Below are 12,903 nucleotides of genomic sequence, written 5' to 3'. Positions count from 1 at the left end.
CTGATTTTATGGGCGGGCAGAGTTCACATTTTGTTTAAGATTTCACGAGCAACGTCAGGACTTCATAATGCGCGGTATGCGGGAACATATCGAAAAGCTGCACGCGTTCAATGCGGTAGCCCGGCAGTTGAGCGATGTCTTTCGCCATGGTCTGTGCGTTACAGCTTGAATAGACGATGTATTCCGGCGCCATCTGGCTCAGGTAGTCGCACAGGGATTTGCCAATCCCACGACGCGGCGGATTAACCAGCACCAGCTCCGGCACGTTGCCCTGCCCGGTCGCGAACTGCGTAGAGTCCAGCGCCTGGAAGTGCAGATTGGTTAACCCCAACTCGGCGGCGGACTGCTTTGCGCAGGCAATCGCTTCGGCGGAGATCTCAATGCCGGTGAGCTGCATCTCAGGCGTGGCGCAGTGCAGGCCAAAACCGCCCACGCCGCAGAACAGGTCCCACATATGATGGATGTTTAACGCGCGCACCCAGTCGCGGGCGGTGGCGTACAGGCTGCTTGCCACGGTCGGGTTGGTCTGGAAGAAGCTTTGCGGGCGGATCCACAGCGGCACGCCGTTGAAGCTCTCCGCCAGCGCGTGCTGGTCGGTGAAGAAAACCTCTTTCTCCCCTTCCATGATCGCCATATGCACCGGCTGAATGTTTGCGGTAATCACCTTTAACTGAGGAAGCTGTTCCTGCAGCCACGGCAGCGCCGCGCGCAGCTGCGCCAGCTTGGCTTCCGAGCGCAGCACGAAGCGCAGCATCATGCCGCCGTCGATCTGGCTTTCCGTCAGGAGAAGGTACTTCAGCTCGCCACGCCTGCGGGCAACGTTGTAAGGCGTTAACCCCGCGCGAGCGATAAACGGTTTCAGTGCGGCAAAGACCGGCTCAAACGAGGCGGGATAGAGCGGGCAGTCGGTTAAGTCTTCCGGCGTGCCGTCGCGGTGCAGCATCCCCAGCAGCGGTTTTTCAACGCTGCCGCTGACCACCATTTTGGCTTTATTACGGAACCCCTGCTCCGCGCCGCTGACGGGTGCGCACCACTCGCCCACCGCGTGCGCTGCCAGCAGCTGTTGCAGGTCGGCCATTTTGGCGGTGAGTTGTTGAGAAACCGGCTGTTCTATCCACTGACAGGAGCGGCAGCGTCCGGCGTCATAGAGTGCGCACTGCATATGAAAACCTTAAGGAAAACGAGGGCTGCGATTATACACATTATTGCAGGCGGAAGAACCGCCGACTGGACGCCGGAACGAAAAGCAGGCAGAGCACCAGCATATCCGGCAGTTTTTGCATGACCAGCGCATGGAAAATCTCACGTCGCGACTCGCCCGGAATGCTGAACAGCTCAGGATAGCCATAGCCCAGCGAGGCGGCCCACAGATAGCTGGCGGCGGTCACCTGCGTGAGCAGATAGACCCAGCGCGCCCAGTTTCGCCCTTTGACCAGCGAAAACGCGCAGTAGATCTCGATAAACACCAGCACCAGGCTGCTTAAAAAGACCAGCGTCAGATTCCACGTCTGCACGCTGCGGTGAATGAATTCCCCGATGCCGCGCACGCCCAGCGTATTCAAAATCATCAGCACGTCCAGGCAGCGGATCATAATAATGGCGAGCGCCGCCACCTGAACCAGCGCAGGAACGTTAGGACGAGCGTGCGTAATACGTGATTTTTTTACTAATCCCAATGTTTTACTTCCCTGAAAAACAGTGCCGCGTCATGCGCGGCACATCACCGGAAATATTAAATCCTTCAGCCGCGTCTTGCACGCTGGATATCGCGCACGCGCTGTTTTTCCGCGCGCGCCATCAAATACCAGGCGATAAATCCGACAATTCCGACCACGCCGAGGATGATAGAGGCCAGGGCGTTGATCTCCGGGTTCACCCCCATGCGCACGCTGGAGAAGACCAGCATCGGCAGCGTCGTCGCGCCCGGCCCCGAAACAAAGCTGGCGATAACCAGATCGTCGAGGGAGAGCGTGAACGCCAGCAGCCAGCCGGAGATCACCGCCGGCATAATCATCGGCAGGGTAATGATGAAAAAGACCTTTAGCGGCGTGGCGCCGAGATCCATCGCCGCCTCTTCAATGGAGCGGTCCAGCTCGCGCAGGCGCGAGGAGATCACCACCGCCACATACGCGGTACAGAAGGTGACGTGCGCCAGCCAGATGGTGAGCATGCCGCGATCCGCCGGCCAGCCGATGGCGTGCGCCAGGGCCACGAACAGCAGCAGCAGCGACAGGCCGGTAATGACGTCCGGCATCACCAGCGGGGCAGTGATCATAAAGGCGAAACCGTTTGAGCCGCGAAAACGCCCGAAGCGCACCATCACCAGCGCGGCGATGGTGCCCAGAACGCAGGCCATCGTGGCCGCCAGCGCGGCAATGGTCAGGCTCAGCCCCACCGCGCTCATCATTGCGTCGTCGTGGAACAGCTCGCTGTACCAGCGCGTCGACCAGCCCGCCCAGACCGTCACCAGCTTAGAGCTGTTGAACGAGTAGATCACCAGCATCAGCATCGGCGCATACAGGAAGGTGAAGCCGATAACGAGGATCAGAATGCGCCACGGGGAGCGTACTACCGGTAAGTTGTTCATCCGCGATCTCCCATCTGTTTCTGCTGATGCTTATGGAACCACATGATCGGGACGATCAGCAGCAGGAGCATGATAATCGCCACCGCCGACGCCACCGGCCAGTCGCGGTTATTGAAGAACTCCTGCCACAGCACGCGGCCAATCATGATGCTGTCCGGCCCGCCGAGCAGTTCCGGGATCACAAACTCCCCGACCGCCGGAATAAACACCAGCATCGACCCGGCAATGATTCCGCCTTTGGTCAGCGGGACAATCACGCTGAAGAAGGTCTTCAGCGGACGCGCGCCGAGATCGAGCGAGGCTTCCACCAGCGAGTAGTCAATCCGCGTCAGGGCGGTGTAAATCGGCAGCACCATAAACGGCAGATAGGCATAGACAATGCCGATATAGACCGCAAGGTTGGTGTGCAGGATGGTCAGCGGCTGATCGATAACCCCAAGCCACATCAGAAAATTATTCAGCACCCCGTTGTTTTTCAGGATCCCCATCCACGCGTAAACGCGTATCAGAAACGAGGTCCACGACGGCAGGATCACCAGCAGCAGCAGGATGTTGCGCGTTGACGGCTTACTGTGCGCCACGGCCCACGCCAGCGGGTAGCCCATCACCAGACAGCAGAGCGTCGAGATCGCCGCCACCTGCAGAGACTGCAGATAGGCTTCGAAATAGAGCGGATCCTCGGTGAGCTGGAGGAAGTTGCCCAGATTCAGCGTCAGCGTCAGTTGCCCGTCGGCCCACTCCCACAGATCGGTATATGGCGGGATCGCCCGCGCCATCTCCGCCAGGCTGATCTTAAAGACGATCAGGAACGGCAGCAGGAACAGCAGGATCAGCCACACGTAAGGCATGGCGATTACCAGCTTGCGCCCGTGGTTCATCTTAAGGCGCGTCAGCCAGTGGGCAAAGCCGCCCGGTTTTTTGACGCGGGCTGGAGGTTCAAGTGTGCTCATGATCGCTCCTTATACCGTCAGCACGACGCAGCTGTCCGCGTCCCAGCACAGGCGCACTTCATCGCCCCAGGTCGGCTGCCCCTTGCGGTAGCGATGTTCGTTCTGTAGCTGCGCGCTGAGCATCTGTCCGCTTTTCAGGCGCACGTGGTAAATGGAGAGATCGCCCAGATAGGCAATGTGCACCACTTCCCCGACGGCAAAGTTATAGCCATCAGCAGGCGGATCGTCACAGAGCATGATCTTCTCCGGGCGCAGCGCCACGTAGACCGGCACGTTATCCACCACCGAGCTGTCAGGATCGACCTTAAGCGGATGCTGCAGCCCCGGCGATTCGATGACCAGACCATCCTCCTGACGATCCTTCAGCAGCCCTTCAAAAACGTTGACCGAGCCGATGAACTCCGCGCTGTAGCGGGTGGTCGGATGCTCGTAAATCTCTTCCGGCTCGCCAATCTGCACGAACTTCCCGCGGTTCATGATCGCGATACGCCCGGCCATGGTCATGGCCTCTTCCTGGTCATGGGTGACCATCACGCAGGTCACCCCCACGCGCTCGAGGATATCGACCACTTCGAGCTGCATACGGTCGCGCAGCTTTTTATCCAGCGCGCCCATCGGCTCGTCGAGCAGCAGCAGTTTCGGGCGTTTCGCCAGGCTTCTCGCCAGCGCTACGCGCTGACGCTGACCGCCGGAAAGCTGGTGCGGCTTACGCTTCGCGAACTCCTGCATATGCACCAGGCTCAGCATTTCGGCCACGCGCGCGGTGATTTCGGCTTTCGGCAGCTTGTCCTGCTTCAGGCCAAAGGCGATGTTTTGCTCCACCGTCATGTGCGGAAACAGCGCGTAGGACTGGAACATCATGTTAATCGGGCGCTGATACGGCGGCACGCTGGAGAGATCCACGCCATCGAGCATAATTTGCCCGGCGGTAGGCTGTTCAAAACCGGCCAGCATACGCAGCAGGGTCGATTTACCGCAGCCCGATGCGCCCAGTAGCGCGAATATTTCGCCTTTATAGATAGTCAGGCTGACGTCGTCCACGGCATGCTGGCCATCGAAAGATTTGGTGAGGTTACGAATTTCAAGAAGCGGGGTCAGCGCTTTACGGACTTTCGCCTGCGGGCGGGGGATCGCGTCATTCACGGGGTGCTCTCCGGCATAGATCAATACTGGTGCAAACGCACCGTCTGGGTGCGCATCGCCGGGCGGCGCGAACGCTTGCCCGGCCTACGGGTTGTGTAGGCCCGGTAAGCGATAGCGCCACCGGGCAACGTTACCAAACGCCGTTATTTACCGCTTTTCACCTTGGTCCACGCGCGGGTACGCACGCGGTCAATTTTTGGATCCTGAACCTTCAGGGTGAACAGCTTGGCGAACACGTCCGCTGGCGGATAGATTGCCGGGTTACTGCGGATCGCTTCGCTCACCAGCGGCACGGAGGCCTTGTTACCGTTGGCGTAGTAAACGTGGTCGCTGATGTGGGCGATCACCTCAGGACGCATCAGGTAGTTAAGGAACTGGTAGGCTTCCTCTTTGTTTTTCGCGTCAGCCGGCATGGCGAAGACGTCAAAGAAGGCCAGCGCCCCCTCTTTCGGAATGAAGTAGGACACATTCACGCCGTTTTTCGCCTCTTTCGCGCGGTTCGCCGCCTGCCACACGTCCCCAGCCCAGCCGATCGCCACGCAGATGTCGCCGTTCGCCAGGTCGTTGATGTACTGGGACGAGTGGAAGTAGCGAATGTTTGGACGCAGCTTCAGCAGCAGATCGGTCGCCGGGCCGGTGTAATCATCGGCTTTATTGCTGTTCGGGTCTTTGCCCAGGTAGTTCAGCACGGTGGCGAAAATCTCTTCCGGCGCATCGAGGAAGGAGACGCCGCAGCTTTTCAGCTTCTCAAGGTTTTCCGGCTTCAGCACCACGTCCCAGCTGTCCAGCTTAACGTCCGGGCCCAGCGCGGCTTTGACTTTATCCACGTTGTAGCCGATACCGGTGGTCGCCCACAGGTAAGGCATGGCGTATTTGTTGTCCGGGTCGTGCTTCGCCACCAGCTTCAGCACTTCCGGATCGAGGTTTTTCCAGTTCGATAACTTGCTCTTGTCCAGCGGCTGGAAGACGCCCGCCGTCAGCTGACGCTCCAGGAAGCTTGCGGAAGGTACGACCAGGTCAAAACCGGTGCTGCCTGCCATCAGCTTTCCTTCCAGCACTTCGTTGGAATCGAAAACGTCATAGACCACTTTAATGCCGGTCTCTTTTTCAAAATTAGCGACCGTGTCCGGCGCAATATAGTCAGACCAGTTGTATACGTGCAGCGTTTTTTGTTCCGCAGCGAGCGTGCCGGCAGAGACGGCCATCAGAGCACCCGCAACCAGACCCGATAACCATTTTTTATTCAAGGCGATCATAGTGTTATTCCTTCTGAAAGCTCGTTAACAAACGAACTAAACTGTGCAATCTGGATATATGCAAAAATCATGCATAGTTTGTCGCTCTGCTCAAAATAAAAAGAAACCTCTTTATCCGGCAGGATCCGCTCGCTTTTTTAAGCATCGCAAGAATAACTGTAGCCCGTGTCTCCGGCTATAGCCCAGACGAAAAAACGCCTTTTATCAATTTTTTATGCAGGTTAAGTCTACGTGATAAGCCGAAATGGCCTTGAGGGAGGTGAAAAATTCTTTAAAGAAAGGTTAAAGGCAGCAGAAAAAATGGCCTTCTGCAGCCGCTATGGCAGCGACTGCGCAAAAGTCAGACAGGCTTAGTGAAGAAAATTGGGAGATGCATCATTATTCTCAGCATCGTCTTCCGCGCTATACAGCAGATGATGTGCATTGGCTTCCATCATAACCATGGAAATTTGCTCTTCGCTCAGGCGCATAAACCAGGCGAACTGCTTGAACGACAGCCCTGCCCCGGAGAATAAAGACTGGCAAACGACCAGTTTTGGCAGATTATCGTCCTGTATATCGAGAAATGCTTTCACCGTCAAAGAACTGGCGTTGATAGCCGAGAGATCGGAGGCCAGCGCCAGCAGCGCAGAAGGCTTCACTTCGGCCAGCGCGGAAAAAAGGATCACGTCGTTAATCAGATCGATTTTGGCATCGAAAATGCCGTCGAAATTCTGCATATGAGGCAGATGCAGCGCCTGGCAGGAATCACATTCGAAGAAGGTGATCCCGGCATCATCAAGCCATTGACGTAACGTATCCAGTGTAGGTACGACCTGTAAATCCATCGCTGTGCAGCCTCTTTAGTAAAAACTTCGCATAGGGTACTCAAAAAGCGCCCGGTAATCCATTTAACCGCCCGTTTTCAGACAGTAACCCGGCGTGGCATGACGCTCGATCCATGAGATCATTTTACCTGCAATATCGACCCCTGTGGTTTTTTCCACACCTTCCAGCCCTGGGGAGGCGTTCACCTCCATCACCAGCGGCCCGCGCGTCGCCCGCAGAAGGTCCACGCCCGCTACGTCCAGCCCCAGGGTTTGCGCCGCTTTCACGGCTATTTCCCGTTCGCGTTCGCTAATATCGGCTACCCGCGCAACGCCGCCGCGGTGAAGGTTAGAGCGGAAGTCGCCCTCTTTGGCCTGGCGCTCGATGGCCGCCACGACCTCGTTCCCCACCACGAAACAGCGAATGTCGCGCCCTTTCGCCTCTTCAATGTACTCCTGCACCAGAATGTGCGCATTCAGCCCGCGAAAGGCGTCGATCACGCTCTCCGCCGCCTGACGCGTTTCCGCTAACACCACGCCAATACCCTGCGTGCCTTCCACCAGCTTGATCACCAGCGGCGCGCCGCCCACCATATCGATCAGATCGCTGGTGTCGTCCGGTGAATGAGCAATGCCCGTGACGGGGAGATCGATCCCCTGTCGGGCGAGCAGCTGTAGAGAGCGCAGCTTGTCGCGGGCGCGGGAAATGGCGACGGATTCGTTGAGCGGATAGCTGCCCAGCATCTCGAACTGGCGCAGCGCGGCGGTGCCGTAGTAGGTAATCTGGGAGCCGATGCGGGGGATCACCGCGTCAAAGTGCGGCAGCTTGCGGCCTTTGTAGTGAATCGACGAGGCGGCGGGGTCGATGTTCATATAGCAGGACATCGGGTCGAGGATCTCAACCTGATGCCCGCGTTTCGCCGCCGCTTCTCGCAGGCGCTTACATGAATAGAGCGTTCCGTCCCGGGACAATATGGCAATTTTCACCCTGCACCTCTCTGAAGACATGGAAAAAGCCTGCATATCATATACGCAGGCAGGCGCAGGAGGAATGGACTATCGCGTTGCCCAGCCCTGCTTGTGCAGATACTCAAGAATAAACGGGCGGTTTTCTTTGATGATGGTGCGGCGAATATGGTCCGTCCAGGTGTCGCGACGGTTATTGCTGCCGCGCGTCATGTAGTAGTTCGCCAGCTCTTCGTCGTATTGATTCAGGACATCCTGATCGACTGGCTGGTAATGGTTTTCATGCACCAGCATCGCGGCAGGAATGCGCGGCTTGAGATCCGGGTTGTCCGCCGGCCAGCCGAGGCACAGGCCAAACAGCGGCAGCACGTGTTTTGGCAGCTTCAGCAGGTCGGTCACGCTTTGAATGTTGTTACGCAGCCCGCCGATATAGACACCGCCTAACCCCAGCGATTCCGCGGCCGTAAAGGCGTTTTGCGCCATCAGCGCGGTATCCACCACGCCCAGCAGCAGCTGTTCGGCCAGCCCCAGCTCGGCCTCAGGGCAGATCTGCAGGTGGCGGTTAAAGTCGGCGCAGAACACCCAGAACTCGGCTGCCTGAGCCACATGCTTCTGCCCGCCGGTGAGCGTCACCAGCTGTTCACGCATGGCCTTATCAGTAATACGGATAATCGAGCTGCACTGCAAAAAGCTGGAGCTGGAGGTGGCTCTTGCGCTGTCGATAATCGCATTACGCTGCGCCTCGGTAATCGGCTCATCGGTAAAGTGGCGAATGGAGCGGTGGGACTGGAGCAGGTCTATGGTTGGCGTCATCTTGTCTCTCTTTAGTCTTGCTTAATACGTATGGCAGCCAGTATAGGCAATGATGTGCGCGGTGTAATTGGCGAAACATAGCTCATAGGTATTATAACGACAGGCGAAACCTTCTTTAATGACGGCGGGTTATGGGGCACTATACGTGTCATTCGCCGTCAGGCTTGTTTTTTGAGGAGAGAGAAATGTTTGCAGTAATTTTTGGTCGTCCAGGGTGCCCTTACTGTGTGCGCGCGAAAGAGCTGGCTGAGAAACTGACCGAAGAGCGCGATGACTTCAACTTCCGCTATGTGGACATCCACGCGGAAGGCATCACCAAAGCCGACCTGGAAAAAACCGTCGGTAAGCCGGTTGAAACCGTGCCGCAGATCTTCCTCGATCAGAAACACATCGGCGGTTGCACCGACTTTGAGGCCTACGCTAAAGAGCATCTGGGCCTGTTTGCCGAGCAGTAATGAAGAGACGCCCTCACCCTGAGGGCGTTTTTATTTGCGGTGCCGTCGGTGCTGAACCAGGCTGCGCACAAACAGGTAGCACAGCGCGCCAAGCGCGCACCAGAATACGCCGCTCAGCAACCATGCCAGCTCCTGCCAGAAACTCCGCGTTGAAATATACATCAGGCGCATCATCAGCAGACACAGCGGTGCAGCGAGCATGGCGCCCAGCAGCGGCTTCACCACCTCCCCTTGACGGGAGAGAAAACTGGCTGCAGCCCCCGGCAACGTGAAGAAGAGCAACCCCAGCTCAGGATGCCCGGACGCCCTGAACGCGCCCTTTACATTAAATGCGAGCGACATGCACACGACCGTGAACAGCAAAAAACAGCTGATCACCCCCGCCCAGTTTCGTTTCATATTCAAACTATCCTCCTGACTTATCTCTATCAAATACACATTCGTCGGGTAGACGCCCAGTCAGATAAAGCAGTGCGGCAATCCATGCCAAAGTACGCACAGGGTGATGCGATAATCAGTAGCTGTCAGTAGCTAATGCGATTAAACTACACGCCAGCTAATGTTTTAGGGAATAAAGCAGGAAACAGGGAGCGTTAGCGCTTTTCCCTGATCCAGAAAACAGTAGCCCAAAAAGTCCTTTCATTCAACAACTTACTGGTAAACAAGAAGTTAGCCTCCGTGAATATAAACGTCGCAGACTTGTTAAATGGGAATTACATCCTGTTATTATTTGTGGTACTGGCGCTGGGTCTTTGCCTGGGTAAATTGCGTCTGGGTTCGGTTCAACTCGGTAATTCCATTGGCGTTTTAGTCGTCTCCTTATTATTAGGCCAGCAGCACTTCAGCATTAACACGGACGCGCTGAACTTAGGTTTTATGCTGTTTATTTTTTGCGTTGGCGTAGAAGCGGGACCTAACTTTTTTTCAATTTTCTTCCGCGACGGCAAAAATTATCTGATGCTGGCGCTGGTGATGGTCGGCAGCGCGCTGCTGATCGCGTTAGGATTGGGCAAACTGTTTGGCTGGGATATCGGGCTTACGGCCGGTATGCTGGCCGGCTCTATGACGTCAACCCCCGTGCTCGTGGGCGCCGGTGATACCCTGCGCCATTCCGGCATGGCGGGCGCGCAGCTCTCTACCGCCCTCGACCATCTGAGCCTGGGCTATGCCCTGACCTATCTGATTGGTCTGGTGAGCCTGATCGTTGGCGCGCGCTACCTGCCAAAACTGCAGCACCAGGATCTGCAGACCAGCGCCCAGCAAATCGCCCGCGAGCGCGGCCTGGATACCGATTCCAAACGTAAAGTCTATCTCCCGGTTATCCGCGCCTACCGCGTCGGGCCGGAGCTGGTGGCATGGGCAGACGGCAAAAATCTTCGCGAACTGGGGATTTACCGCCAGACAGGTTGCTACATCGAACGTATCCGCCGCAACGGCATTCTGGCGAACCCGGACGGCGACGCGGTGTTGCAGATGGGCGACGACATTGCGCTGGTGGGTTACCCGGACGCCCACGCCCGTCTCGACCCGAGCTTCCGTAACGGCAAAGAGGTGTTCGACCGCGACCTGCTCGACATGCGCATCGTCACCGAAGAGATCGTGGTGAAAAACCATAACGCCGTGGGCCGCCGCCTGGCGCAGTTGAAGCTGACCGACCACGGCTGCTTCCTCAACCGCGTGATCCGCAGCCAGATTGAGATGCCCATCGACGATAACGTCGTGCTCAACAAAGGCGACGTGCTGCAGGTCAGCGGCGACGCGCGACGCGTAAAAACCGTTGCCGACCGCATCGGCTTTATCTCCATTCACAGCCAGGTCACCGACCTGCTGGCCTTCTGCGCCTTCTTCATCGTTGGCCTGATGATCGGGATGATTACCTTCCAGTTCAGCAACTTCAGCTTCGGCATCGGTAACGCTGCCGGTCTGCTGTTCGCCGGGATCATGCTGGGCTTCCTGCGAGCCAACCATCCGACCTTCGGCTACATTCCGCAGGGCGCGCTGAACATGGTGAAAGAGTTCGGTCTGATGGTGTTTATGGCGGGCGTCGGCCTGAGCGCGGGCAGCGGCATCGGCCACAGCCTGGGCGCCGTCGGCTGGCAGATGCTGGTTTCCGGCCTTATCGTCAGCCTGGTGCCGGTGGTGATCTGCTTCCTGTTCGGCGCCTACGTGCTGCGTATGAACCGCGCCCTGCTGTTCGGGGCAATGATGGGGGCCCGTACCTGCGCGCCGGCGATGGAAATCATCAGCGATACCGCGCGCAGCAACATCCCGGCGCTGGGGTATGCAGGCACCTATGCTATCGCGAACGTACTGCTGACGCTGGCGGGTACGCTGATTATCATCATCTGGCCGGGACTCGGATAACTCCTAAGTTTGCGCGTAATGAAAAAATTTTTGTAACGCGCAGAACTTTTTTAGCAGGGGGCAGTCATAACTAGTGCCACTGCTTTTCTTTGATGTCCCCAATTTGTGGAGCCCATCAACCCCGCCGTTTTGGTTCAAGGTTGATGGGTTTTTTGTTGCCTGAAATTCCCTCACACACAAAATCAATCGCGACAGCCACGCTTTCTGATGTTGGACGTAAGCGCCAGACAAAAACCCTATCCCCTTACATTTTTTCTTCATGGCTTCTAAAAACTATCGCTCCCTGACAGCAAAAGAATAAAATCAGGAAAAACCTCAGCAAGCAAAGCCGCATGTTCGATTTTTATCCCGAGAAAACCTACAGCAGAACAGAAGTAATGAGCAAGCCATCGCCAGTTCCGCCAGTAAATGGCGTCTACTTCTGGTGGTTTAAGGAGATCCCTCCGGGTGTGCCGACAGAGGGCTGCATCACCTCAGACGGCTACACGCTGCTATACGTTGGTATTTCGCCCGACCAGAGAGGGAAACCTAACAGCCGTTCAAATTTAAGGAAACGAATCAAAACGCATTACAGCGGCAATGCGGCAGGCTCTACACTTCGACGCACACTTGGCGTGCTACTGAGCGATATCAGTCACTTTCCCCTTCGCCGGGTTGGTTCCGGTTCCAGAATGACATTTACTCACCCAGGCGAGCAGTGGCTTGACCTTTGGATGGAACAAAATGCCAGGATTCATTGGTTTCCTTTTGAAGCGCCGTGGGAGATTGAAGTCAAGTTGATTGCATCCATTCCCCTTCCTTTGAATATTCAGGGAAATGCTCACAGCTTTAAACCCACGCTTTCGCGGATGCGCACTCAAGCGGCAGTTGAAGCACGTTTAATGGATATTGCAAATGAGCGGGGTTTGAAAAGAAGATTAGCGGCGCAGTAAAAACACGCGATCGGACAAAAATTTCATGCGTAACGAAGGTATGCCCGCACTCAATATTAGCGCACTGGTTATAGCGTTCTTTGGTTTCGTTGAAATGGCTTTGCCCGTGGTGTTGTTCATGCCGTAATACATTGTTATATCGGGCCTCCTGATGTTTCACCGCCGGACTTAACTTTGTTATACGCATGGCTATCAACCACAATCCCGTTTGAATCCCTCGAACCGCCGCTTTGGTTAACGGCACTGTTGATCACTACGTTGCTGTTAATGTGGGTGGTGTCGGCTTCTATTACGAAGTTTTCAGTCTTGAAAGTGAAGTTATCGTAGCCGCGATCACCATGGATTTAATCCCTTGGACTTATCAGCGCCCGGTTTCGGGTTCATACTCGAACCAGCCGCCGTCCGCGTACTCGGCCACGTTGCCATCCTCAGAATTGGACGAGGACGGAAAGTGAATTGAACAGACGGCAGGTAGGCCAAAAGAGGATTTTGCTACAAAAATTTTAGAAGAACTTGATATATGATTACAGTATAAAATCATTAAATTCAATAAATACTTTTTTAAGCGTTATTAAAAGGGCATTAAAATAAAATGCCCCACAAAATCACCAATTGAGCAGTGTATTTCCAC

14 protein-coding genes and 1 pseudogene are annotated in these 12,903 nt (G+C 56.1%); 3 read left to right on the top strand and 12 right to left on the bottom strand.

The genetic code is table 11. The annotated features are described in order from the left end of the window. Window positions 1-34 precede the first annotated feature (34 nt). The 9 genes from rlmC to nfsA form a co-directional block, all read right to left on the bottom strand. Window positions 35-1,162: a 23S rRNA (uracil(747)-C(5))-methyltransferase RlmC gene (gene rlmC, locus IM284_RS01200; protein WP_047368182.1), complete on the bottom strand. Its 1,128-nt coding sequence runs from the start codon at window positions 1,160-1,162 to the stop codon at window positions 35-37. Between the two features lie 40 nt (window positions 1,163-1,202). Then, complete coding sequence (locus IM284_RS01195; protein WP_028012509.1) at window positions 1,203-1,676, bottom strand: YbjO family protein; 474 nt, start codon at window positions 1,674-1,676, stop codon at window positions 1,203-1,205. A 65-nt stretch (window positions 1,677-1,741) separates the two neighbouring features. Further along, the gene (gene potI / locus IM284_RS01190; RefSeq protein WP_028012508.1) at window positions 1,742-2,587 is read right to left on the bottom strand and encodes a putrescine ABC transporter permease PotI; all 846 of its coding nucleotides are present in this window, start codon (window positions 2,585-2,587) and stop codon (window positions 1,742-1,744) included. Further along, the gene (potH, locus tag IM284_RS01185; RefSeq protein WP_041910674.1) at window positions 2,584-3,537 is read right to left on the bottom strand and encodes a putrescine ABC transporter permease PotH; all 954 of its coding nucleotides are present in this window, start codon (window positions 3,535-3,537) and stop codon (window positions 2,584-2,586) included. Before potH ends, potI begins: the two co-directional genes overlap by 4 nt. Before the next feature lie 9 nt (window positions 3,538-3,546). Further along, the gene (potG, locus tag IM284_RS01180) at window positions 3,547-4,680 is read right to left on the bottom strand and encodes a putrescine ABC transporter ATP-binding subunit PotG (protein WP_045630953.1); all 1,134 of its coding nucleotides are present in this window, start codon (window positions 4,678-4,680) and stop codon (window positions 3,547-3,549) included. Between the two features lie 143 nt (window positions 4,681-4,823). Further along, the gene (gene potF / locus IM284_RS01175; RefSeq protein WP_028012505.1) at window positions 4,824-5,936 is read right to left on the bottom strand and encodes a spermidine/putrescine ABC transporter substrate-binding protein PotF; all 1,113 of its coding nucleotides are present in this window, start codon (window positions 5,934-5,936) and stop codon (window positions 4,824-4,826) included. Window positions 5,937-6,286: 350 nt separating this feature from the next. Next, window positions 6,287-6,763, bottom strand: a complete 477-nt coding sequence (locus tag IM284_RS01170) for a YbjN domain-containing protein (protein WP_003858385.1) — start codon at window positions 6,761-6,763, stop codon at window positions 6,287-6,289. A gap of 63 nt (window positions 6,764-6,826) precedes the next feature. Continuing rightward, window positions 6,827-7,729 carry a 30S ribosomal protein S6--L-glutamate ligase gene (gene rimK, locus IM284_RS01165; RefSeq protein WP_028012504.1) on the bottom strand — a complete coding sequence of 301 codons (903 nt, stop codon included), beginning with the start codon at window positions 7,727-7,729 and terminating at the stop codon, window positions 6,827-6,829. A gap of 69 nt (window positions 7,730-7,798) precedes the next feature. Next, window positions 7,799-8,521, bottom strand: coding sequence for a nitroreductase NfsA (gene nfsA, locus IM284_RS01160; RefSeq protein WP_028012503.1), 723 nt, complete (start codon window positions 8,519-8,521; stop codon window positions 7,799-7,801). 185 nt (window positions 8,522-8,706) lie between these two features. Here nfsA and IM284_RS01155 point away from each other — a divergent pair, with 185 nt between their 5' ends. Continuing rightward, window positions 8,707-8,976, top strand: coding sequence for a GrxA family glutaredoxin (locus tag IM284_RS01155; protein WP_028012502.1), 270 nt, complete (start codon window positions 8,707-8,709; stop codon window positions 8,974-8,976). A 30-nt stretch (window positions 8,977-9,006) separates the two neighbouring features. Here the strand turns inward: IM284_RS01155 and IM284_RS01150 are convergent, their stop codons facing one another. Continuing rightward, entirely contained in the window at window positions 9,007-9,375 is a 369-nt protein-coding gene (locus tag IM284_RS01150) for an inner membrane protein YbjM (protein WP_080339193.1), read from the bottom strand. 279 nt (window positions 9,376-9,654) lie between these two features. Between IM284_RS01150 and IM284_RS01145 the strand changes: the two genes are divergently transcribed. Continuing rightward, entirely contained in the window at window positions 9,655-11,340 is a 1,686-nt protein-coding gene (locus tag IM284_RS01145) for an aspartate:alanine antiporter (protein WP_014169303.1), read from the top strand. A gap of 332 nt (window positions 11,341-11,672) precedes the next feature. Next, window positions 11,673-12,272 (top strand): GIY-YIG nuclease family protein, encoded by a 600-nt coding sequence (locus tag IM284_RS01140; protein WP_047368180.1) that lies wholly within the window; start codon window positions 11,673-11,675, stop codon window positions 12,270-12,272. Here the strand turns inward: IM284_RS01140 and IM284_RS23705 are convergent. Together IM284_RS23705 and IM284_RS23700 are read right to left on the bottom strand one after the other, a co-directional pair. Next, window positions 12,169-12,432 (bottom strand): ogr/Delta-like zinc finger family protein, encoded by a 264-nt coding sequence (locus IM284_RS23705; RefSeq protein WP_370552111.1) that lies wholly within the window; start codon window positions 12,430-12,432, stop codon window positions 12,169-12,171. The two genes, IM284_RS01140 and IM284_RS23705, sit on opposite strands and share 104 nt — an antisense overlap. Then, a pseudogene (locus IM284_RS23700) lies at window positions 12,407-12,762 on the bottom strand (phage baseplate assembly protein V); the annotation flags it as partial. The pseudogene IM284_RS23700 and the gene IM284_RS23705, both read right to left, overlap by 26 nt. Between the last annotated feature and the right edge of the window lie 141 nt (window positions 12,763-12,903).

Origin of the sequence: Enterobacter cloacae complex sp. P12RS (genome assembly GCF_014895875.1) — a bacterium.
Lineage (GTDB): Bacteria > Pseudomonadota > Gammaproteobacteria > Enterobacterales > Enterobacteriaceae > Enterobacter > Enterobacter bugandensis.
This window is presented reverse-complemented; position numbering and strand designations above follow the sequence as displayed.